Raw genomic sequence first — 23295 nt, 5'->3', positions numbered from 1 at the left:
TCTCAATTATGGCTTGTAGATGACTTCAACATCGTAGTCATCTTCGTTCCAATCTTCATCGTCTTCGTCATCTGCATCACCTGCAGCCGCTTCCAACGCTTCTTCATGGTAACTATGCCACTGGAATTCAACTTTCTCATCTTCATCCGTAACAATTTCTCTCGGCATATCTTCTAACGCGTCTGACAAATCGTTGCATAAATCTTTTGTATTTTGACCGGTGGAAGCTGAAATCTGGTAAACAGGCCCATCCCACTCCAAGCGTTCAACGATAGATTTACAAAGCTCGTTTGCTTCTTCTTCTGACATCAAGTCAATCTTGTTAAAGACTAACCAACGCGGTTTGCCTGCAAGTTTTTCGCTGTACTGTTCTAATTCACCAACGATAACTCGTGCATTGTCGACTGGATCAGAACCATCAACAGGTAAAATATCGACTAAATGCAACAGTACGCGACAACGTTCTAAATGGCGGAGGAATCGGATCCCTAAGCCAGCGCCATCTGCAGCACCTTCAATTAGGCCAGGTATATCCGCAACAACAAACGAGTTACCCGCACGGACAACACCTAAATTTGGAATAAGTGTGGTAAATGGATAATCAGCGACTTTCGGTTTAGCTGCTGAAACTGACCGGATGAAAGTCGATTTACCAGCGTTTGGTAAACCTAACATACCTACGTCAGCTAATAACAACAGTTCCATTTGTAGGTTTCTAACTTCACCTGGCGTACCATTGGTTTTTTGTCGAGGTGCACGATTAACGCTACTTTTAAAGCGCGTATTACCTAATCCGTGGAATCCACCTTTGGCCACCAATAACTTTTGACCGTGTTTGGTCAAGTCACCAATGATTTCGTCTGTGTCTAAGTCTCGAGCGCGAGTACCGATTGGTACTGACAATATGCAATCTTCACCACGTGAACCTGTGCAATTTCTACCCATGCCATTTTGGCCACGCTGGGCTTTATGAAAACGCTCAAAACGATAATCTACAAGGGTATTGAGTCCTTCATCTGCGAGTAAAAACACATCGCCACCATCGCCACCATCGCCGCCGTCTGGACCACCATTAGGTACATATTTTTCACGACGGAACGAGATCGCGCCGTTACCGCCATCACCAGCGTCGACTTTGATTTCTACTTCATCTACAAATTTCATTTCGCAATTAACTCTTGTTGTTCTAAAGCGCCTACCTATCACTATATCTCGGGATGGGTAAAGCTGCCACTATTCTAGTATGTATGCATTAGAAATAAAAAACCCCGCATAAGCGGGGTTTTAAAATACTTTACAGTTACTGATATTATTCAGCAACAATGCTCACGTATTTACGGTTAAGTGGACCTTTAACGTCAAACTTAACTTTACCTTCTGCAGTAGCAAACAATGTGTGGTCGCGGCCCATACTAACGTTTGTGCCAGCGTGGAATTTAGTACCACGTTGACGAACGATAATATTACCGGCTAATACTGTTTCTCCACCAAAACGCTTAACACCTAAACGTTTGCTTTCTGAATCACGACCGTTACGAGTACTACCACCAGCCTTTTTATGTGCCATTTTATAGTTCCTCTACTAATTAAGCGTTAATGCTTGTAATTTTCACTTCTGTAAACCACTGACGATGGCCAGCTTGTTTACGTGAATGTTTACGACGCTTAAATTTAACAATTTTTATTTTCTCACCACGACCGTGAGAGACAACTTCAGCTGTGATTTTACCACCAGATACTAATGGCGCACCAACCTTTACATCGTCGCCGTTAGCAACTAACAACACTTGATCAAACTCGACTGCAGAACCAGTTTCTACGTCTAGTTTCTCAAGACGAATGGTTTGGCCTTCAGCAACACGGTGTTGTTTACCACCACTTTGGAATACCGCGTACATATTACTCCGTCTCCTGTGCGTTCTTCGCACAATTTTAATCTGTAAAACAGGGCGCGAATTCTAAATGAGATGCAAAATAGACGCAAGCACTAATTACGTTTAAATGAATAAAAAACGACATTTAATTACTAAATCAGATAAAAGCGGTAGATTGCCCATTTAAGTTTACTTATTTTATGATGATTTAGATTTCTTAATCTATTTTGTATTTAGATAATGTGTGTACTCAGGTACACTTTGCCGCAAGTTGAATTAAAATTTTAAAGCAGTTGATGGAAATTCAGAAAATCATCGAACTTGCCAGTCCCGACATGCAAGCCGTAAATCAGTGTATCGCGTCTCAATTAAAGTCAGATGTCGCGTTAGTTAACCAATTAGGTGTTTATATCGTTAATAGTGGCGGTAAACGCATTCGCCCTATGTTAACCGTATTAGCCTCGCGAGCGCTGGGTTATGAAGGTGATAACCATTCTACTTTAGCGGCCATAATTGAATTCATCCATACCGCAACATTACTCCATGATGATGTTGTCGATGAATCTACGATGCGCCGTGGCAAAGAGACCGCCAATGAAGTGTTTGGTAACCAAGCAAGTGTACTTGTGGGTGACTTTCTTTATACCCGCTCGTTTCAAATGATGGTTAGCTTAAAATCCATGCGTATTATGGATATTTTAGCCAATGCGACCAATGAAATTTCAGAGGGCGAGGTTTTGCAGTTAATGAACTGTAATGATCCAGACACCACTGAACAAAGTTATTTTGAGGTCATTTATGGTAAAACCGCACGATTATTTGAAGCGGCAACGCAACTCTCGGCTATTATTGCAGGTGCAGATGAGGCAACTGAACAAGCGATGCAAAAATATGGCATGCATTTAGGTACGGCATTTCAGCTAATTGACGATGTAATGGATTACACTTCAGAAGCCGGCGACATGGGTAAAAATACCGGTGATGACCTAGCAGAAGGGAAACCGACTTTGCCTCTGCTATACGCCATGTGGAATAGCACAGGTGCACAGTCTGAACAAATTCGTCTTGCGATTCAAAACGGTGATGGCCTTCCCCACCTCTCAGACATCATAGCAACGATGGAACAAACCGGTGCCTTAGAATATACGAGAATAAAAGCCGAGAAAGAAGCAGACAAAGCGATAGAGCAATTAACCTGTTTAGAAGAGTCTGAATTTAAGCAAGCGCTTGTTTCTTTAGCACATATCTCCGTTCATCGAACGAATTAACTTCTTACCATTAGTTCCACTTTAAGTTTACGTGGCCAATTTATTTAGTAAATTGGTCACGTAGTAATAAAGCAATATCACATAAATAAACTTTGCTTAGGTATGACTTAGGCATAAACGGTGGACTGAACCCGTATCAAAGCAGTAATTTTACCGCCTACTGAATAATAAAAAACCGCTTAAGGGCTAAGCCCCAAAGCGGTTTTTTGACGATATTTTAAGTTTAATTACGCGTTAACGAAATCTTCACCTAGTTTAATATCACCACGTAAGCCTTCAATCATTTCAGCTTTACATTTTTCTTCATATTCACTTAATTCGCCATAATGAAGAATTTCTTGAACACCGTTTTTACCAATTAATACTGGCTGTGCGAAGAAACGAGCATCAGAACCGTCACCTTCAACATATGTGTATTCAAATACGTCTTCTTCGCCGTTAAGCGCGTCTACTAAGCTTAGTGCAAAACGTGCTGCTGCTAGACCCATAGACAAAGTAGCAGAACCGCCACCCGCTTTGGCTTCAACAACTTCTGTTCCTGCATTTTGAATACGGTGAGTTAATTGCTCAATTTCTTCTTGAGAGAACTCTACGCCTTCAACTTGAGAAAGAAGAGGTAAAATTGTTGTACCAGAGTGACCACCAATAACAGGCACTACAATATCTTCACAATCCAAACCTTTAACTGCAGCAACAAACGTTTCTGCACGAATAACGTCTAGTGTCGTAACACCAAACAATTTCGCTGGGTTGTATTTACCTTTTGCTTTTAACGTTTCAGCAGCAATTGCAACTGTCGTATTAACAGGGTTAGTGATAATTCCGATACATGCTTCTGGTGCATGGTCAGCAATACCTTCAACCAAGTTTTTAACGATACCTGCATTGATGTTGAACAAGTCAGAACGATCCATACCCGGTTTACGTGGAACACCAGCTGGGATCAATACAATGTCTGCACCCGTTAACGCCTTATCAAGGTCGTCTGCCCCAAACCCTTCAACTTTTACAGAAGTTGGGATGTGGCTCAAGTCAACAGCAACACCTGGAACAACCGGTGCTACGTCGTACAATGCTAATTCAGAACCTTGTGGTAACTGAGTTTTTAGTAATAAAGATAGAGCCTGACCGATACCACCAGCGGCACCTAAAACTGCAACTTTCATGTATTTCTCCAGTTTAATTGGTTATAGAGTACGATTTCCGGCAAACCATACTTAAATATGAGTAAAAACTCAAATAGCAATTAGTATTATAGCGACAAATGAATTATTATTTATTTGTTAAATGTGGGGGAAAATATTTACATGAGTCAAACCAAACAAGAAGAGCTAATAAAAGCGTTCAAAGCATTACTAAAAGAAGAACGTTTCGGATCGCAAGGCGATATCGTTGACGCCCTAAAAGCTCAAGGATTTGACAATGTAAGTCAATCTAAAGTCTCAAGGATGCTGACTCGATTTGGCGCTGTTAGAACCCGTAATGCCAAACAAGAAATGGTCTACTGCTTGCCTGCAGAGCTTGGTATGCCTACCGCTAAGAGCCCTCTTAGACAATTAGTGCTCGATGTAGAACACAACGAGTCTATGGTTATAATCCGAACCAGTCCTGGCGCTGCGCAGCTCATTGCTCGCTTACTCGATTCAGTTGGAAAAGCCGAAGGTGTGCTTGGAACAATCGCCGGCGACGATACTATTTTCATCGCACCATTGAAGGTAAGTGAGATTGAACATACCCTAACAAACGTGAAACAATTGTTTGAAACTGTCTAGATAACTAGCCAAAAATAAAAAAATCCGCATATTTTCATGCGGATTTTTTATAAGTAATTACTTTAAACTAATCTTCGTTTATAGATCCGATCTTATGAATCGAAAGATCTGCACCAACAAATTCGTCTTCATCTGTCATTCTTAGAGCAGAGAATTTGTTAACCAAACCGTAAACAATTCCACCACCGACTAACGCAATTGTAATACCAGCAAGTGTCCCGATAATTTGAGCTGTCAATGATACGCCACCTAAACCACCGAGCGCTTCACTACCAAATATGCCACAGGCAATACCGCCCCATGCACCGCAAACGCCATGCAATGGCCACACACCTAATACATCATCAAACTTAAACTTGTTCTGTACATAGGTAAACAACCAAACAAATAAGCCACCAGCAATCAAACCGACAAACAATGAACCGATTGGATGCATGACATCAGAGCCTGCACAAACCGCCACCAAGCCCGCTAATGGACCATTGTGAATAAAACCAGGGTCATTTTTACCAAAATACAAAGCAGCTAAAATACCACCGACCATCGCCATTAATGAGTTAACCGCCACAAGGCCTGAAATACCATCCAGTGTTTGTGCTGACATCACGTTGAAGCCAAACCAGCCGATACTTAATATCCAAGCACCTAACGCTAAAAATGGAATGTTAGATGGTGCAAATGCCACAAGTTTACCGCCACGTATTCGGCCTTGTCGCATTCCCAACATTATAACAGCGACAAAGGCTAACCAACCACCTACACCATGGACGACCACAGAACCTGCAAAGTCATGAAACTGAGCGCCGGTTAACGCTTCTAACCAAGCCTGAAAGCCCCAATTGCCATTCCAAATAATCCCTTCAAACGTTGGATATACCACACCAACTATCAACGCGGATGCGATTAAAAATGGATAAAAACGACCACGTTCCGCAATACCGCCCGACACGATAGCTGGAATTGCTGCCGCAAACGTCATTAAAAAGAAGAACTTAACTAAATCATAACCATGGTTTTCTGATAACGTCTGAGCACTCGCAAAAAAGGTCGTATCGTACGCTAACCAATAACCAACAAAAAAGTAAGCTACGCATGATACGCCAAAATCAGCCATGATCTTAACCAACGCATTAACTTGGTTTTTGTGTCTAACCGTACCAACTTCTAAAAAGGCGAATCCGGCATGCATGGCAAAAACCATTATAGCGCCGAGTAATATAAATAACGTGTTAGAGCTTTGGACTAATGTCTCTACTGCACTATTAATTTCTTGCATTTTGTCTAACCCTATATCGCTTCGTTGTTTTCTTCACCAGTACGGATCCGCACGACACGGTCGACATCAATTACAAAAATTTTGCCATCGCCAACTTTGCCAGTTCTGGCTGTATTGGTAATGACATCAATGCAGCGCTCCACATCGTCACTGTTGACAATCATTTCAATTTTTACTTTTGGTAAAAAATCGACCTGATATTCAGCGCCTCGATACATTTCCGTATGCCCTTTTTGGCGTCCAAACCCTTTTACTTCTGTAATCGTCATGCCGACGACTCCTACTTCTTGCAGCGCAAGACGAACGTCTTCTAAACGGAACGGCTTTATGATTGCTTCAATCTTTTTCATTTTTACACCATGTTGATTGCATATTTATTTTGAAAAAGAGCCTAAATATTCACAGTTAAATATGCAATAGTTACAGGTGAGTATTGGTCACTTATATGGATGAAATCTTTTCACCCATATAAAAGCCGAATGATAGTGTCTAGGGTGACTGGCGTGAAAGACTAGATTTAGAGAGAGCCTTGGTTTACCAAAAAGTCCACTGAAGGTGCAAAAAAGGCTGCCCCCGTTTCTGCAGTTGTATAATTTAACAAGTGGTCATAGTCCCCATCATCATTACCGACGACCATATTTGATAAGATCGCAGAAAACGCATCAGGATCAGCGCAATACGAGATAAACAATAATCCCTGATGGCTTAAATCACCATAGGGCATACTTTGTCTCATCAACTCTCGCGTTTTTCCTTCTGCATTTTTGACATTTGATCTTTTCACATGCGCGGTTAACGGCATATCTTCCGCTGAAAATTCTTTGTCATCCATTTTTGTCCGACCAATGATCAACTCTTGCTCCTGGGTTGGTAATTTATCCCAGCGATTAAGGTGGTGGCGATAGCGTTGAACATGAACAAAGCTGCCAGCAGTGAACTTGCCGGCATCTGCTAGTAATGCAATTTCACGACGTTTTCTGCCTTTTGGATTTTCGGTACCATCTACAAAGCCTGTTAAATCACGACCGTCTAGATAGCGAAAACATGGCACCTGTTCGATTAGTTCTATGGTTTCACCAAATAAAGTTAAAATACGGCGACTCGCAATATAGTTCACATCTTGGCGGTCAGAACGAAGTTGAATAAACAAATCCATTGGCGACGCCGGCATTTGTCTGTCGTCTTGCCCCATTGCCGGAAATGGTTTTAAACCAGGGGGGATATCATCTGGGTAAAGTTCTTGCCAAAAACTTGCACCAATCGCAATAACTCCACTGAACATACCTTCGGAAAACTGTTCAGAAATTTCGTCAAAGATTTTCGGTAGTTGGCTTAGCGCTTCTCTAATTACGGGCTCGTAACCTTCATGTGCATTAAAAAACAAATGCAATCCATGTAAATTTGCTTCAGTACAAATGCCCCATTGTTCTCTCGCCATTATTCACCTCTTCATTTGTATTAACGCATTCTACTCTGAAATACACTTAAGCTTAATAAAAACAATAACCTTATGTCCTAAATTTCAACTATAGATAACTCTCTTTTATTATATAACCACAAATTTGCCTTTTTAAATTGAAAAACACCTTAGCCGCCCTTATTATTTACAAACCGACCGGTCTGTACTTTGAATGGAATAGTTAGAAAACAATTAATGCCCAAATTTATTATCATAGTTACTCTCATCTTCAGTTTGTTTTTTAGCCACTCAGGTCACGCTGTGGAGAAATTTGTTGAATTGCAAACAGGCTCATTAATGGGAATGGCACATATTTCGTTTGGTCTAACGCTCCACAAGAATCACAATTTTTCCATTGGCATTGGTTTTGTACCAGAGCTAGACAGCCACGAAGAAATGACGCTAACGAGTTTAAAATATCGCTATGAAGGTGATACTCGTATTGAAAGCGAATTGTTTGGTACGTCTATAACAATTAGTCCATTTAACTTTGGTTTGGCAAGTCTAATTGGTCACCAAGACGAAATATATAAGAAAAGCCCAGATTACCTGCCCGATGGCTATTATTTCCCTACGGCAAAACGCGTTATTTTTAACTATCAGACAGTTGTTTCTTTCAATTCAGACCTGCAAGTTTATATGGATTGGAGTGTGCTAGATGTTGGCCTGATAAATTACGTTAGAAATTTTGAATTTTATAATGACAATTACGACGCCTTTGGTTTGGAAGGCATCGTAAGTTATGGCTTTGGTATAAGGAAACGATTTTGAATTCAATTATGAATATTGTCGCCTCAAACGGCTATAATTATCTTCGTACAGCCTTAATTGCTGTAGCAACAACACTCATTTTGGTGGGCTGTGATTACGAACTTTCGCCATGGCAAACCGACGTCTATTGCCCGGGTCAATCCGTTGATGAAAACCTTGCGTTGATTAAACAGATTGAACAAACCAAACAAATCGGCGATTCATTTAAAGTTGCATTATTGGGCGACCCACAACAATTTCCAGAAGATTTTGACGAAACGATAAAATTGTTAAACACCTATGCAGAAGTCGATTTTATTATTCTATTAGGTGACTTAGTCGAAACTGGATTAAAACAGGAGTTTGAGTGGACATGTAAAGCCATGAATCATTCAAACAAACCTATTATTCCAGTAATCGGTAACCACGACTCATTATCTTATGGGGTCGATATTTGGCTTCAAACGTTTGGTGAGTACGATTTTACATTTTCATATTTAGGGACGAAGTTTGTTGCCTACAACGACAACCAATACGAATTTGAAGACGTGCCAGATCTAGACTGGTTAGAGCAAGCTTCAGCAATTTCTGACGACGAAACACGGCTACACACCATTGGTATGTCACACATCGAACCTTGGGGAAGAGCCCCAGATCTAAGCCAGTTCTTGGCTAAAAATGGGTTTGATCAAATGCTTCATGCCCACAAACACAAATTTGCTTATTACCAGCGAGAAGAAGTGGGCTTGCCTCACTTTATAACCGCCGATACTCAAGATGTTAAATTTGCCATCATGACGGTTACACCAGATACAATTACAATTGAACAATGCGATCCTGTCTGTTTACCGGCCGAAATTGAAATTAGGTAGGTTTTTCTCTATCTCACTAAAAATTAATAAAAAAGTCACATCTTAGAAACAAAACAGAAATAAAAATGAAATATTTTATTCACATTGAAATATTTCTGTAACATTTGTGCTATTTAATACCGTCAAATATTTCAAGACGCCGATTTTGCGTCTAGGATTAAGTTAAACAACTTCCTTGATATAGGTATTAAAATGAAAATATTGCGACCAATCATCGCCGTTGCTGCCCTAAGTGCACTGACAAACAGCGCATTTGCTGCTCAATTTACGACTGACGTTTACGGTAAAGTTAACGTTACCGTACAAAACTCAGATGGTGAAACTGAATTAAAAAGCAACTCATCTCGTTTTGGCCTAAAGGGCTCTGAAAAGCTTAAAGGCGGCTTGGAAGTGTTTTACAAATACGAAATTCAAGTTGATGTGGCAGATGAATCTACAACAGAAAACTTAAAATCACGTAACCAATATATTGGTCTTAAAGGCTCGTTTGGTGAGGTTATTTTAGGCCGTAACGATACTGTCTTAAAGCAGTCTCAAGGAAAATTTGACCTATTCTCTGACTTAACTGCCGATATAAAAAATGTAGGCTGGAAAGGTGAAAATCGCATTAACGATTCAATAACCTATAAAACGCCTAAAGTTAATGGCTTCCAGTTTGGTGCAAGTTATTACATCGATGAAGAGAACGACGATTCTGCGACATCGCTTTCGGTGACTTACGGTGACAGCGCCCTGAAAAAAGGCAAGTACTATGCAGCCGTTGCGATGGACAATGAACTAAATGGCTACAACGTAACTCGACTAACGGGCGGAACTAAAGTCGGTTCAGTTAAACTTGGTGCTATGTTCCAGACTCAGGAAAGTGTTGATACCGGCATCGAAAAAGATGGCTTTATGGTCAGTGCTGAGTATCTAATGGGAGCCTATAACTTAAAAGGTCAATACCAAACCTTAGAAGATGATTCTGGCTTTACCGTCGGTGCGGATCGTAAATTAGGTAAAAATACCAAAGCATTTGCGTTTTATACGACATTTGGTTCAGATGATGATGCCTCTGGTAGCAACAAAAATTACTTAGGTTTAGGTCTAGAACAAAAGTTCTAACTTGCCTCGATGATAAAAGCTTCAGCAACCCTTTTATACGATTTGCTTATGCTTTAATTAGAAATTCAAAAACCGCGGTTAACCCTGCGGTTTTTTTTGTTTATGTCATTAGCTAAACAAAGCTAGTGATCTTGTCTCTATTTAAGAACCGAGTTTATCGCAGCAATCAAGTTATCAGGATCATCTGTACCTAAGCTAATTGTAGTGCCATCTTTTAGTTTTAGCGCAATCGCCTGTGTCCCTGATACCGTATATAACCAGCCCGTTGGAATGTATCTGATCCCTAAACCGTAGTACCATTTAGTTGTGATCAAACTTACTGAATCCACTGCTTCTAACGGCAATGACTTACGCCAAAAGCCAGGGCCAAAAGACCACCTAATAACGTCAGAATCTACGTTGATATTAAGAGAGTGGAACAGAAAAGCGACAGGCGCTAGCACCAAAAACACTGGCCAACCTATATCTGCGTTTTTTTCAATCGCCATAAAAAAGACAAAACCGAAAATCCCTGCCATTACAACCAACAATGCCGTACCGATTTGTTTATGTTGATAGTGCATTTAACATCCTCACCGTTTATTTATCACCCATAAGGTTATTGTACTGTATAGCAAACACACCAATTTGCTTATCTAAAATTCAACCAATAAAACAAGCTTTACCGCAAATATCTACATTTTTTTGCTAAGGTGCGTTATCACCTAATCCGCCATCTTATCGCCCGTAAGGAAAATATGAATGTTTGACACGTTACTTCGATTCCGTTGGCTAAGTCTTATCGGTCTGCTCGCGTTGTGCTTACCGTTTGCACTTTTTGCCCACGGTGTTGATGAGAGTACCCGGGCATTCTTGCAACAACATTCGGGAGTGCAGTTTATCCCGTTTTTGTATATCGGCGCTAAACACATGGTAACAGGCTATGACCACTTATTATTTCTAGTTGGTGTACTATTTTTCATCCATAAAAGTCGCGATGTATTATTGTATGTCAGCATGTTTACACTTGGGCATAGTTTAACTTTGCTCTTTGGCGTTCTAAATGACATTCAAATAAACGCCTATTTAATCGACGCGATTATTGGCTTGTCAGTTTTATATAAGGGCTTTGATAATTTAGGCGGCTTTAACGCGTTATTTGGAAAATCTCCTAATCCTCAACTGGTCGTTCTCATCTTTGGCTTATTTCATGGTTTTGGATTAGCCACCAAACTGCAGGAATTCCAACTACAGGATGAAGGTTTAGTGATCAATTTGTTAGCGTTCAACCTAGGTGTTGAATTGGGTCAATTTACCGCATTAGCGTTTATCTTATTGATAATTAATACGTGGCGAACACATCCGAGTTTTATCCGATTTGCCAAATATACAAATGGGTTATTGATGAGCGCTGGCTTTATGCTCTTCGGCTTACAGTTAACTGGATACTTTATTTAGTTGGGCTTAAAAGTGTAACAATAATTATTAATTCAATAATGCCATATTGAAAAAAGAGAGTTAAATATGCAACAAACAGTTTTATTATCAACGCCAGCTTTAATTAAATACACATTGTTAAGCTTTATTTTTGCAGCGGCTGTATTACTGATCATTATTCTTCCTGCAGAATATAATATTGACCCAACCGGGCTAGGTGAAAAATTAGGGCTAACGGTATTTACTCAAACTTCGACAAATGCCATTAACACAAACTTAAAACAACCTGTCCAGAACGCAACAAATAAACCGCCGGTCACCATAGAAGTAATTGTGCCAGCTGGACGTGGCGTTGAATACAAGTTTGTAATGACGCAATATCAAAAACTAAACTACGAATGGCAAACCAACGGCTCTTTACTGTACTTCGATTTGCACGGCGAACCCAAAGGCGATACTACGGGCTATTTTGAAAGTTACGCGATTGCGACATTAGAAACGATGAAAGGCAGTTTTACCGCCCCTTTTTCCGGTTCACATGGTTGGTATTGGAAAAATACCACTGATAAGCCCGTCATTGTGACCCTGATTGTTGAAGGCCAATACATATCACATCGCCTAAAATAGTCATTTAGTTTCATCCAAAAAGTTCTAAGTTATTAAATGACATAACAATTTTATGATTGTTTCTATTTAATGATCGTTTAATGTCATTTTTTTATTACCCCTAAGTCTTTTGTCATATTATTGTCATATACTTATTTGATACTGTATTCACAGTAATTATTCCAATTTTATGAATAGAAAATGACAAATAAAATATTAGTAATTGAAGACGAAGCACCAATTAGAGAAATGTTAGCTTTTGTACTTGAACAAAATGGCTATGAAGCACTTCAAGCCGAAAGTTTTGAGGAAGCCCAAAAGTATTTAATAGACCCTTCACCTGTGCTTATTTTACTCGATTGGATGTTACCCGGCGCCAGCGGCATTCAAATTGCTAAAACGCTCAAACAGCAGGACTACACCAAAGACATTCCAATTATAATGTTAACAGCCCGCGGCGAAGAAGAAGATAAAATCCGAGGTCTAGAAGTAGGCGCGGACGATTACATGACAAAGCCATTTTCACCAAAAGAACTGATGGCCCGTATTAAGGCGGTGTTACGCCGTGTTTCACCGACTTCAATTGAAGATTCAGTGCAGGCTAATGGACTGGTTTTAGACCCAGTTTCACACCGTGTAACGGTAAACGATGAACGAATTGAGCTTGGCCCAACAGAATTTAAATTACTGCATTTTTTCATGACGCACCCAGAACGGGTTTACAGCAGGGAACAATTATTAGATCATGTCTGGGGTACAAACGTTTATGTTGAAGATCGTACAGTTGATGTACAAATACGACGTTTGAGAAAAGCCATGGGCGACGTTAATCATATGATCCAAACGGTTCGAGGCTCAGGATATCGGTTTTCAGCTAACAACTAAGGATTTAAATGATACAACTGCCAAAAATTAGGGATATTGTTGTAAAGGTAGCGTTAATATTGTTGCCTTTTATCCTAATCGGAATGGCCTTCGGGTATGTCTACCAAGCCATAGCTATTGGTTTATTGTCGATTATTATTTGGCATTACTTTCATCTTCTAAAAGCCATTCATTGGCTGTGGTACGACAATAATTCTGCCCCGTATAATGCCAAAGGCGCTTGGGCGCTACTTTTTGATGGCCTGTTTCAGTTACAACGTAAGCACAAACAAAAACGCAAAGAGTTAGGGCTGCTGATCAAACGGTTTCGCAAAGGCGCGGAATCATTGCCAGATGCCGTTGTTGTTTTTACCACTGATAGAACCATAGTTTGGTGTAATACGTTAGCCCAAATAATGATGGGCTTCAAAATGCCAAGTGATATTGGCAATCGTCTAGATAATTTTCTTCGTCATCCTGAGTTTATTCACTATCTAGAACAAAAAGAATACGACGAACCATTTGAGTTCTCTTCACCGCTAAATGAACACATCACACTCGAATGCAGAATCGCCCCGTTTGAAAAAAACCAGTGGACGTTAATTGCTCGCGACGTCACTCAGCTTAGACTCATGGAACAAATGCGGAAAGACTTTATCGCCAATGTGTCGCATGAACTCCGAACACCATTAACGGTTATGCGCGGCTATTTAGAAATGTTACCTAATGACGAAGCGCCATCGATGGGAATTTGGCCACAAGCACACAAGATGATGAGTGAACAGTCCCAACGAATGGAAGCATTGGTTGAGCAGCTAATGACATTAACACGTTTGGAAAACGCCCAGCCAACACAATATGCCAAACCCACCGACGTCCCTGCACTGTTGGAAAAAATACAGTCTGACGCAATTGCGCTATCGAACAACCAACATGAAATCACCTTAAATATCGACAAATCATTGTGGATGTTAACTGACAAAGAGCAACTCCGTAGTGCCTTTTCTAATTTGATATTTAATGCCGTAAAGTACACACCTGCCGGCGGAAAAATAGAAATAGAATGGCTCAGTGACGACAAAGGCGGTGCTAAATTTTGTTGTAAAGACAATGGACAGGGAATTGCACCGGAACATATTTCAAGACTAACAGAACGTTTTTATCGAATTGACGAAGCGCGTACACGAGATAGTGGAGGTTCAGGTTTAGGCTTGTCTATCGTCAATCGTATATTAAAAATTCATGACAGCAAACTTACCATTACGAGTCGTCGACAAGTTGGTAGTCAATTTGGCTTTGTCATTAATAAAAAATTCATCTGCCCGCCTGAAAGCCAATAACGATAGGAGATTTCATGCCCAAACGGCTATATGAAATCTCTTTCAAACCCGCAAAAACCAGTTTATTACAAATTAAAGACACTTTATTTAAAACGTCGTTTGCCAAGCGTTAATAGATCATTTGGCACGTTATTTTCTAACAATAACGAATTTTACAAAATAAATACTCAATACATTTCAGAAGCTTAGACCTCATTAGCATTTAATTACCAGAATAAATGACACATGTAATAAAGATGTCACATTTCATCTCTACTATGGCCAACATTGAAAAGTAAAACATAACCTTTCGGGTAAAAACTTATCCAACGTCAGGTAAAACAGATTATTTAATCGGAGCAAAAAATGAAACTTAAAGCACTTGTTGGCGCACTTGGTTTTACGTTAGCCACGTTAGTCTCGACCTCTGCGGTAGCCGTAGACAAAGACATCCCTACTTACCAAAAAACCAGTGGTATATCTGGCAATTTATCTACTGTTGGTTCTGATACATTAGCTAACATGATGACCTTTTGGGCTGAAGAATTTAAGCGTTTATACCCGAACGTTAACATTCAAATTCAAGCAGCTGGTTCATCAACAGCGCCACCAGCGTTAACGGAAGGTACGTCAAACTTCGGTCCAATGAGCCGTAAAATGAAGTCTAAAGAAATAGAAGCATTTGAAAAACGTTTCGGTTATAAACCAACACCTATTCCAGTTGCAATCGACGCGTTAGCGGTATTTGTACATAAAGACAACCCGATTAAAGGGCTTAAAATATCTGATGTCGACGCAATATTTTCATCAACACGTAAATGTGGCGCACCACAAAATATCGACCGCTGGGGCGATTTAGGCCTGACAGGTCAATGGGCTGCAAAAGACGTTCAGTTATTTGGTCGTAATTCAGTTTCTGGAACTTACGGTTACTTTAAGAAAAAAGCGCTATGTAAAGGCGATTTTAAAAACAACGTGAATGAACAACCTGGTTCAGCATCTGTCGTCCAGTCAGTATCATCTTCGCTTAACGGTATTGGTTATTCAGGTATCGGTTATAAAACGTCTGGTGTACGTGCTGTTGCACTTGCTAAGAAAGGCACAAACTATGTAGATGCGAACATGGAAAATGCGGTTAACGGTAAGTACCCACTATCTCGCTTCTTGTTTGTTTACGTAAACAAGCACCCAAACAAGCCTCTTTCTCCAATGGAAACTGAGTTTGTAAAAATGGTGTTATCTCAAACAGGCCAAGAGATTGTTGAAAAAGACGGTTACATCCCTCTTCCAGCAAAAGTTATCGAGAAACAGCTTAAAGTACTTGGTCTTAACTAAACGTCATAAATGTTAGATAGATAGTTTCCAAAACAAAAAAAGAGCACTTAATGTGCTCTTTTTTGATCGCATTACAATAATCTATTTGTAATCAAACCTTAACTTGCCAACTCCAAATCCACCACGATATCTGTGGCTAATTCTTCAAGCGCTTCTGCGATCACATCTGCGTCCAAACCTACCGGAAGTTCGACTTTTGCGACTGCATGAAACAAGCCTCCGCCCCAGTTAGGAGCACTTTGGCGACTCGACGTAAAGTTCACAATGCTGGCACCTTTATGCTGAATTATTTCAGATAATTCGCGAACAATTCCTTTACGATCATTACCCGTGATCACAAACTCAATTTGTTGGTTTTGGTCACTTTCACTACCCGTACCGTCGTGAACATCTATTTTTAGATCGTCCATTTGTGACAATGCAGAAGTTAAATCACTTATAAACTCTTCAGCAACTTCAACTTCAACAACACCAGCAAAATAGCCCGATAAATGAGACAAGTTACTCGCAAGCCAATTGCCATGGTTCTCTACTAAAACATTTGATAGGTTCTGTACTAACCCAACTTTATCTTTACCGATTACTGTTAACACAAGCTTCTTCATATCTTAGCCACTTATTTTCTTATTATTTGGGATGAGTATTGTCAACAAATCAAAAAAAATCCAGCACAATGCCCAGATAAAGTGCAATCAATTTGTCTAATGTATATTATTTAATCATATTTATTTCTCTAACATGACCCCCGTTTCCGTCCCATGTCACATAACTGTAACAATAACGAAATATAATACGCAGCAACTAATCTAGGGCAGGTAATTAGTATGTCTCAAATTTCGAGTAACGGATTGAAAACAGATTCAAAACGTTTATTCAAAGATCAATTCGCAAAGTACGGTGTAATGACGGGCGGTGTTTTAGTCCTTTGTGCACTACTTTTGATTTTCTTTTATTTATTGTACGTGGTGAAACCCGTATTTAATGCAGCTCATATTGAACCTCGCAGTTCAGTTAGCACTATGGCTAATAAATACGTCGCCGTTGGGATAGAAGAACAAACCGAAATTGCGTTTGGCTTAACTGACAAAGGTATGGTTGACTTTTATAACGTCAAAGGTTCGGGCACAGGTAAGCTAATTACTAGCGTTGATGCCAACATCGATGACAATATAATCGCATTTTCCTCAAGTGCGCCTCATCAAGGACAATATGCATATCTAAACGAACACGGTGAAATTACTGTAATCAAACCGTCATTTAGAGTGGCGTTTCCTAATGATGTACGCACGTTAACTCCGGTTATTACTTACCCTTTTGGTGAGCAACCTACACCGGCGCTAGACCTCCCAGCAGGAGAAGCGAGAAATATTTTATCTCGCGGTGAAAAGACCAACTTTGCTTTTGCAACTGACGAAAACGCCATTGGCATCGTTTACAAAACAGCCAATGATGACGTTATCTTCTCACGTTTAGAAAGTGAAGAAGATATGTTCACTGACGAACTCAGCTGGACGTCTTATCAATCGGATTTAAACTTTGTTACAGGAACAATACAACAGCTTCTAATTTCCCCAGATGCATCAAGGCTCTTTGTTGTCACCGACAAACATATCTATGTCGCAAATAGCCGAGATGCTGAAGATGTTCAATTGTTGTATACAGTTGATGTTGGCAGAAACGCCGCGACAATTACTACAGCAAAGTTACTGGCCGGCGCAAACTCCCTGATGGTTGGCTACAGTGATGGTTACATTGGTCAGTGGTTTGAAACAAATAGTGCGGATGGACGAGCGTTTATTCAATCTCGTCATTTCCAAATGGCAGTAGACACCGAAGATAAAGCAGTTGTTGCTATTTACCCTGAATTTTATCGCAGAACATTTACCGCGGTAACTAAAAGCGGTGAAGCAAATATATTCCATACCACTTCTGAAGCGGAATTATGGCAAGGGCAATTAGTGGACCAGGCAATACTCGATTTTGAATTTTCGCCGCGCTCTAACGCCATTGTGATTTATTCTGCAAAAGGCTTGAGTGTGTTTAAAATTGAAAACGAACACCCTGAAGTTAGTTGGTCGGGACTATGGCAAGAAGTATGGTACGAAGGTTACCCAGAAGCCGACTACATTTGGCAATCATCTTCTGCAAGTGACGATTTTGAATCTAAATTTAGCCTAGTACCAATTTCGTTTGGCACCCTAAAAGCAGCGATGTATGCAATGATGTTCGCCGTACCAATTGGTTTAGCGGCAGCGGTTTACACCGCATACTTTATGGCCCCAAGCGTTCGTAAGATAGTAAAACCAACGGTTGAAATTATGGAAGCATTACCTACGGTTATCTTAGGATTTTTAGCTGGCCTATGGCTTGCCCCCGTCATCGAAGAACATCTTCCTGGTGTTGTATTGTTACTCATATTGTTGCCACTTTCGGTTTTTATAACTGCATTTATTTGGCACAACTTACCGACCAAAGTACGTAATAAAGTACCTGCCGGATGGGATTCAATTATTTTACTACCAATTGTTGTTATTGTTGGCTGGACATCGTTTGCGTTAAGTCCGCTAGTTGAACTGTGGTTATTTGATGGTAATACACGTCTATTTATCACCAACGACTTAGGCATAACATTCGACCAACGAAACTCGTTAATTGTTGGTATCGCAATGGGCTTTGCAGTTATCCCAACCATATTCTCAATTGCGGAAGATGCGGTATTTAGTGTACCAAAAACCTTATCATCTGGTTCATTAGCACTAGGCGCAACGCAGTGGCAAACCTTAGTAAAAGTGGTTTTGTTAACAGCAAGCCCAGGTATCTTTTCTGCTGTAATGATGGGACTAGGCCGCGCAGTTGGCGAAACAATGATTGTATTGATGGCCACAGGTAACACACCAATTATGGACTGGAGCATATTTGAAGGAATGCGCACATTGTCAGCAAATATCGCTGTTGAGATGCCAGAGTCGGAAGTCGGCAGTTCGCACTACCGTATCTTGTTCTTAGCCGCATTTGTATTGTTTATATTCACCTTCTTTTTTAACACGATTGCGGAATTCGTTCGCCAACGTTTACGTGAAAAGTACAGCTCACTTTAATGCGCACCTACTTAAGATTTTGGAGAATTTAGAATGAAGTCATGGTTTAAATCAGGTGCCCCTTGGATCTGGATGACAGCTGGTGCAGTTAGCATCAGCTTGATATCTGTAATCGGGTTACTATTATTAATTGCAAGTCGCGGCCTTTCGTATTTTTGGCCGTCAGATATTCATCAGTTTAGCGTGAATACCCAAACGGGTCAGAGCTACACTGTTATCGGTGAAATTTATGACCGCGAATTGGTTCCAACACAACGCCTTATCGAAGCTGGGATCAAGTTTGATAACATTCAAGGCGAAGAAGTTGAACGCCTATTAGTGAAAACCGGTAACCGCGAATTTGTTGAACTGGATTTTCAGTGGATATTAAGTCCTGAAATTACACAAAGCGACACACCTAGTGGTCTCGCTGTATTTGAACGCAGCAAAAATGGTAACTTTTACGGTTTTGTTGAAGCGGTAATAGCCGACGGCAAACGTATCGTTGAAAACAAAGAAGCCGCATTAGAACAAGCTATTGAACGCGCTGTTGAACTCAATGAATTGGCATTAGATTTACAAAACGATGAAATCGGTGCAATAAACTACGAACTAGAACGACTTAGATTAAAACAACGAAAGTATGAATTAGAAGGCACGTTAACCGCTGAAAAAGTTCAAGGGCTATATGACCGACGCGCCGAACTTAATTTAGAATATCGCGAATACGAAAAGCAACTATTTGCTTATCGTAACCAAGCGAAACGTGACGAAGTTATAGTAAAAGACATGCGCGGTGAATTAGTATCATTGCCAATGAATTACATCTTGGATGTCGCCTTTCCAAACGACATGAACTTTTTTGGCAAGGTTGCACGATACGGAAAACAAATATCGAAATTTATATTTGATGACCCGCGTGAAGCCAATACCGAAGGTGGGGTGTTCCCAGCCATATTTGGTACGGTCTTTATGGTAATGTTAATGGCTGTTATTGTTACACCATTTGGGGTTATCGCTGCAATTTACCTTCATGAATATGCAGGGAACAGTGCAGTAACCAAAATCATCCGTATCGCGGTTATCAATTTGGCCGGTGTCCCATCTATTGTCTATGGTGTATTTGGTCTAGGGTTCTTCGTATATATGTTTGGTGGTTCACTCGACCAATTGTTTTACCCTGAAGCTTTACCAGGACCTACGTTTGGTACCCCAGGTGTAATGTGGTCGGCACTAACATTAGCGATATTAACTTTACCTGTTGTTATTGTATCAACAGAAGAAGGCCTATCTCGTATTCCAGGTTCGTTACGTCAAGGTTCATTAGCATTAGGGGCAACAAAAGCAGAAACACTATGGCGTATCGTGATCCCTATGGCCAGCCCAGCAATTATGACGGGTCTGATCTTAGCCGTTGCCCGCGCAGCAGGTGAAGTCGCACCATTAATGTTAGTTGGTGTCGTTAAGATGGCACCTACATTACCTATCGACGGAAACTTTCCGTTTGTACACTTAGATCGCAAGTTTATGCACTTAGGTTTTCATATTTACGATGTGGGCTTCCAAAGTCCAAACGTAGAAGCCGCAAGACCTTTGGTTTATGCAACATCGTTTTTATTAGTGACGGTTATCGTTGCGCTAAATATTACAGCGATTGGCATTCGTAACCATTTACGCGAAAAATATAAAGCGCTAGAGCACTAAACCGGTCCCTAGCTAAATAGAATTTTAAAGATTAAAGAAAGTAAGAGAGTGTGAGATGATTTCTGTAGCACCAGATATGAGCAACAAAACGTCGTCAGTAATAGATTTAAACAACCTAAGAGATGAGCAGATTGCCCTTAGGATAAAAGAGTTAGATCTTTATTACGCAGAAAAACAAGCGTTAGAAAACATTACGATGAATATCCCAAAAGGCCAAGTGACTGCTTTTATCGGTCCATCTGGTTGCGGTAAATCAACATTACTTCGTTGTATTAATCGAATGAACGACTTAGTTGATACTTGTCGTATTGAAGGCGAAATATTATTACATAACCAAAACATCTACGATAAGTCAGTTGATGTTGCGTCACTTCGTCGTGCCGTAGGTATGGTATTTCAACGCCCTAACCCATTTCCAAAAACCATTTATGAAAATGTGGTTTACGGGCTGCGTTTACAAGGCATAAAAGACCGACGCATTTTAGATGAAGTAGTTGAACGTTCTCTTCGAAACGCAGCACTTTGGAATGAAGTGAAAGACCGCTTGCACGACAGTGCATTAGGCCTATCTGGTGGTCAACAACAACGACTTGTGATTGCCCGAGCAATCGCCATTGAACCGGAAGTTTTGTTGCTCGATGAACCAACTTCAGCACTAGATCCAATTTCAACATTAACTATTGAAGAATTGATCACTGAGCTTAAAGACAAATACACTGTTGTTATTGTTACGCATAACATGCAACAAGCCGCTCGTGTTTCTGACCAAACCGCCTTTATGTATATGGGGCAACTAATCGAGCACGCCGATACAAATACGCTATTTACTACACCAAAAATGAAAAAGACTGAAGACTACATTACGGGTCGTTACGGTTAACAGCCAAGTCTTAGTAGTAACGGGTTAAATAGCGACTTAGGGGGAAACATGGAATTAAATTTAAACAAACACATCTCAGGCCAATTTAATGAAGAATTGGAGCAGATCAGAAATGACGTATTAAAAATGGGCGGCCTTGTTGAACAGCAGTTAACCAATGCGTTAAATGCCGTTAACAATTCAGACCAAGCCTTAGCAAAACGTGTATTGGAAACCGATTATTTGATCAACCGGATGGAAGTTCAAATCGATCAGGAATGCACACGTATCATTGCCAAACGTCAACCAGCGGCGTCAGATTTACGTTTAGTACTTGCAATTGTCAAAACCATAACTGATTTAGAGCGCATTGGAGATGAAGCAGAACGAATTGCTAAAGTCGCATTGGAATCGTTTAATAAGACACAACAGGAGTTTTTGGTGTCGATGGACAACATGGGCCGCAAAGCGATCCATATGTTGAACCAAGTATTAGATGCATTTGCGCGAATGGACGTTGACGCGGCATTTGAAGTACATAAGTCAGATAAAATTTTGGACAAAGAGTACGAAGCTATTACGCGCCAATTAATGACCTACATGATGGAAGATCCACGTTCTATTCCAAAGGTTATGGATGTCTTTTGGTCAGTGCGCTCGTTAGAACGCATTGGTGACCGATGCCAAAACATCTCTGAATACGTTATCTATTTTGTTAAAGGCACCGATGTACGCCATACTTCTGAAAAGGACATTCAAAATAACGTGCTTTCCTAAATATTATGCGTAAGCTTGTCAACAGTAAAAAAACCGCTTAAATAAGCGGTTTTTTCACACCTGCGGCAATTTTATGGTTAAAATACCGCGCGAAGTCATTTCTGTCATAATAATGTAATAAAAGTGACATAAACTGCGTTCCGCTCAACCTAGGTCTATATTTTACAACTACACTATAGAACTAGGAATTTAGTTGTTGTGTTAACGCAGAATTTTACAACACAACAAATTTGCTGTTTACCAAATAAATAAAGGTATAAATATGGCCGCTCATTCAATATTAGGCGTATTTGCAAAGTCTCCTCTAAAACCTTTAGAAGAGCACATCAATCAGGTTCAAGAAGCAGTTGAACTATTGTTGCCATTTTTTGACGCTGTTTTTGCAGAAGATTGGCAAGAAGCCGCCAAGATCCGCGCTCAAATTTCCCACGCTGAAAAACAAGCCGACGTGCTAAAACGTGAAATACGTATGAATTTACCTCGTGGTTTATTCCTTCCTGTTGAACGTACAGACTTGTTAGAGTTAATTACCCAACAAGATAAAATTGCTAACCGCGCAAAAGATATTTCTGGTCGCTTCCTTGGCCGTGAGTTGACTATCCCATTGTCGATTCAAACTGAATTTAAAGCATTTATCCAACGTAATGTCGATGCTACCGAACAAGCACGTAAAGCTATCAACGAATTTGACGAGTTATTAGAAACTGGTTTCAGAGGACGTGAAGTTGAACTTGTTGCTCGTATTATCACTGAATTGGACAAAATCGAAGATGATACGGACACGATGCAGATCAATATCCGCATGGCTTATAAAAAGTTAGAAAACGAATTAAACCCGATTGATGTCATGGTGACCTATCGTATGCTCGAATGGATTGGTGATTTGGCAGATGTTGCCGAACGAGTTGGTTCACGCCTTGAGCTTATGCTCGCGCGATAATTAATGTTAATAAAAAAATAGTT

Annotated in this window: 24 protein-coding genes; 15 read left to right on the top strand and 9 right to left on the bottom strand. The window is 40.2% G+C overall.

The window, feature by feature from the left end; translation table 11 throughout:
- Positions 1 to 6: 6 nt before the first annotated feature.
- The 3 genes from cgtA to rplU all read right to left on the bottom strand — a co-directional run bounded on the left by cgtA (position 7) and on the right by rplU (position 1898).
- Positions 7 to 1164 (bottom strand): Obg family GTPase CgtA, encoded by a 1158-nt coding sequence (gene cgtA, locus Q4575_RS12465; RefSeq protein WP_215965276.1) that lies wholly within the window; start codon positions 1162 to 1164, stop codon positions 7 to 9.
- Positions 1165 to 1309: 145 nt separating this feature from the next.
- Complete coding sequence (gene rpmA / locus Q4575_RS12460) at positions 1310 to 1567, bottom strand: 50S ribosomal protein L27 (protein ID WP_215965275.1); 258 nt, start codon at positions 1565 to 1567, stop codon at positions 1310 to 1312.
- A gap of 19 nt (positions 1568 to 1586) precedes the next feature.
- Positions 1587 to 1898, bottom strand: a complete 312-nt coding sequence (gene rplU / locus Q4575_RS12455; RefSeq protein WP_215965274.1) for a 50S ribosomal protein L21 — start codon at positions 1896 to 1898, stop codon at positions 1587 to 1589.
- Positions 1899 to 2170: 272 nt separating this feature from the next.
- On the opposite strand from rplU, the gene ispB reads away from it, so the two are divergent.
- Positions 2171 to 3142 carry an octaprenyl diphosphate synthase gene (gene ispB / locus Q4575_RS12450; RefSeq protein WP_303523107.1) on the top strand — a complete coding sequence of 324 codons (972 nt, stop codon included), beginning with the start codon at positions 2171 to 2173 and terminating at the stop codon, positions 3140 to 3142.
- 227 nt (positions 3143 to 3369) lie between these two features.
- Here the strand turns inward: ispB and mdh are convergent, their stop codons facing one another.
- A complete protein-coding gene (gene mdh / locus Q4575_RS12445) occupies positions 3370 to 4308 on the bottom strand; it encodes a malate dehydrogenase (RefSeq protein ID WP_303523106.1) in 939 nt (312 codons plus the stop codon).
- A gap of 141 nt (positions 4309 to 4449) precedes the next feature.
- On the opposite strand from mdh, the gene argR reads away from it, so the two are divergent.
- The gene (gene argR / locus Q4575_RS12440) at positions 4450 to 4914 is read left to right on the top strand and encodes a transcriptional regulator ArgR (protein ID WP_215965271.1); all 465 of its coding nucleotides are present in this window, start codon (positions 4450 to 4452) and stop codon (positions 4912 to 4914) included.
- A 67-nt stretch (positions 4915 to 4981) separates the two neighbouring features.
- Here the strand turns inward: argR and Q4575_RS12435 are convergent, their stop codons facing one another.
- The 3 genes from Q4575_RS12435 to Q4575_RS12425 form a co-directional block, all read right to left on the bottom strand.
- Entirely contained in the window at positions 4982 to 6190 is a 1209-nt protein-coding gene (locus Q4575_RS12435) for an ammonium transporter (protein WP_215965270.1), read from the bottom strand.
- 11 nt (positions 6191 to 6201) lie between these two features.
- Positions 6202 to 6540, bottom strand: a complete 339-nt coding sequence (locus tag Q4575_RS12430; RefSeq protein ID WP_215965269.1) for a P-II family nitrogen regulator — start codon at positions 6538 to 6540, stop codon at positions 6202 to 6204.
- Positions 6541 to 6707: 167 nt separating this feature from the next.
- On the bottom strand, positions 6708 to 7628 hold the full coding sequence (locus tag Q4575_RS12425) for a Dyp-type peroxidase (protein WP_215965268.1): 921 nt from the start codon (positions 7626 to 7628) through the stop codon (positions 6708 to 6710).
- Positions 7629 to 7844: 216 nt separating this feature from the next.
- Between Q4575_RS12425 and Q4575_RS12420 the strand changes: the two genes are divergently transcribed.
- The 3 genes from Q4575_RS12420 to Q4575_RS12410 all read left to right on the top strand — a co-directional run bounded on the left by Q4575_RS12420 (position 7845) and on the right by Q4575_RS12410 (position 10375).
- On the top strand, positions 7845 to 8420 hold the full coding sequence (locus Q4575_RS12420) for a hypothetical protein (protein ID WP_303523105.1): 576 nt from the start codon (positions 7845 to 7847) through the stop codon (positions 8418 to 8420).
- Positions 8417 to 9271, top strand: coding sequence for a metallophosphoesterase (locus tag Q4575_RS12415; protein WP_215965266.1), 855 nt, complete (start codon positions 8417 to 8419; stop codon positions 9269 to 9271). The genes Q4575_RS12420 and Q4575_RS12415 overlap by 4 nt, the downstream gene beginning before the upstream one ends.
- A 192-nt stretch (positions 9272 to 9463) precedes the next feature.
- Positions 9464 to 10375 carry a porin gene (locus tag Q4575_RS12410; protein ID WP_303523104.1) on the top strand — a complete coding sequence of 304 codons (912 nt, stop codon included), beginning with the start codon at positions 9464 to 9466 and terminating at the stop codon, positions 10373 to 10375.
- 137 nt (positions 10376 to 10512) lie between these two features.
- Here the strand turns inward: Q4575_RS12410 and Q4575_RS12405 are convergent, their stop codons facing one another.
- Positions 10513 to 10938 (bottom strand): hypothetical protein, encoded by a 426-nt coding sequence (locus Q4575_RS12405; protein ID WP_303523103.1) that lies wholly within the window; start codon positions 10936 to 10938, stop codon positions 10513 to 10515.
- Positions 10939 to 11116: 178 nt separating this feature from the next.
- On the opposite strand from Q4575_RS12405, the gene Q4575_RS12400 reads away from it, so the two are divergent.
- The 5 genes from Q4575_RS12400 to Q4575_RS12380 all read left to right on the top strand — a co-directional run bounded on the left by Q4575_RS12400 (position 11117) and on the right by Q4575_RS12380 (position 15915).
- Positions 11117 to 11812, top strand: a complete 696-nt coding sequence (locus Q4575_RS12400; protein ID WP_215965263.1) for a HupE/UreJ family protein — start codon at positions 11117 to 11119, stop codon at positions 11810 to 11812.
- Between the two features lie 66 nt (positions 11813 to 11878).
- Entirely contained in the window at positions 11879 to 12418 is a 540-nt protein-coding gene (locus tag Q4575_RS12395; RefSeq protein WP_215965262.1) for a hypothetical protein, read from the top strand.
- Positions 12419 to 12598: 180 nt separating this feature from the next.
- Complete coding sequence (phoB, locus tag Q4575_RS12390) at positions 12599 to 13282, top strand: phosphate regulon transcriptional regulator PhoB (RefSeq protein WP_215965261.1); 684 nt, start codon at positions 12599 to 12601, stop codon at positions 13280 to 13282.
- A gap of 8 nt (positions 13283 to 13290) precedes the next feature.
- On the top strand, positions 13291 to 14601 hold the full coding sequence (gene phoR / locus Q4575_RS12385; RefSeq protein WP_215965260.1) for a phosphate regulon sensor histidine kinase PhoR: 1311 nt from the start codon (positions 13291 to 13293) through the stop codon (positions 14599 to 14601).
- Between the two features lie 345 nt (positions 14602 to 14946).
- Positions 14947 to 15915, top strand: coding sequence for a PstS family phosphate ABC transporter substrate-binding protein (locus tag Q4575_RS12380; protein ID WP_215965259.1), 969 nt, complete (start codon positions 14947 to 14949; stop codon positions 15913 to 15915).
- Positions 15916 to 16013: 98 nt separating this feature from the next.
- Here the strand turns inward: Q4575_RS12380 and Q4575_RS12375 are convergent, their stop codons facing one another.
- Positions 16014 to 16520, bottom strand: a complete 507-nt coding sequence (locus tag Q4575_RS12375; protein WP_303523102.1) for a glycine cleavage system protein R — start codon at positions 16518 to 16520, stop codon at positions 16014 to 16016.
- A gap of 219 nt (positions 16521 to 16739) precedes the next feature.
- On the opposite strand from Q4575_RS12375, the gene Q4575_RS12370 reads away from it, so the two are divergent.
- From Q4575_RS12370 to Q4575_RS12350, 5 genes are all read left to right on the top strand, one after another.
- Positions 16740 to 19013: an ABC transporter permease subunit gene (locus tag Q4575_RS12370; protein WP_303523101.1), complete on the top strand. Its 2274-nt coding sequence runs from the start codon at positions 16740 to 16742 to the stop codon at positions 19011 to 19013.
- Positions 19014 to 19046: 33 nt separating this feature from the next.
- Positions 19047 to 20696: a phosphate ABC transporter permease PstA gene (pstA, locus tag Q4575_RS12365; protein ID WP_303523100.1), complete on the top strand. Its 1650-nt coding sequence runs from the start codon at positions 19047 to 19049 to the stop codon at positions 20694 to 20696.
- A gap of 55 nt (positions 20697 to 20751) precedes the next feature.
- Positions 20752 to 21576 carry a phosphate ABC transporter ATP-binding protein PstB gene (pstB, locus tag Q4575_RS12360; RefSeq protein WP_215965255.1) on the top strand — a complete coding sequence of 275 codons (825 nt, stop codon included), beginning with the start codon at positions 20752 to 20754 and terminating at the stop codon, positions 21574 to 21576.
- Positions 21577 to 21624: 48 nt separating this feature from the next.
- Positions 21625 to 22332 (top strand): phosphate signaling complex protein PhoU, encoded by a 708-nt coding sequence (phoU, locus tag Q4575_RS12355; RefSeq protein WP_215965254.1) that lies wholly within the window; start codon positions 21625 to 21627, stop codon positions 22330 to 22332.
- A gap of 262 nt (positions 22333 to 22594) precedes the next feature.
- Positions 22595 to 23272 carry a TIGR00153 family protein gene (locus tag Q4575_RS12350; protein ID WP_215965253.1) on the top strand — a complete coding sequence of 226 codons (678 nt, stop codon included), beginning with the start codon at positions 22595 to 22597 and terminating at the stop codon, positions 23270 to 23272.
- Positions 23273 to 23295: the final 23 nt, after the last annotated feature.

It is taken from the genome of Psychrosphaera sp. 1_MG-2023, from assembly GCF_030548245.1.
Lineage (GTDB): Bacteria > Pseudomonadota > Gammaproteobacteria > Enterobacterales > Alteromonadaceae > Psychrosphaera > Psychrosphaera algicola.
The sequence above is the reverse complement of the archived record's forward strand: the minus strand, read 5'-3'. Positions and strand labels throughout refer to the sequence as shown.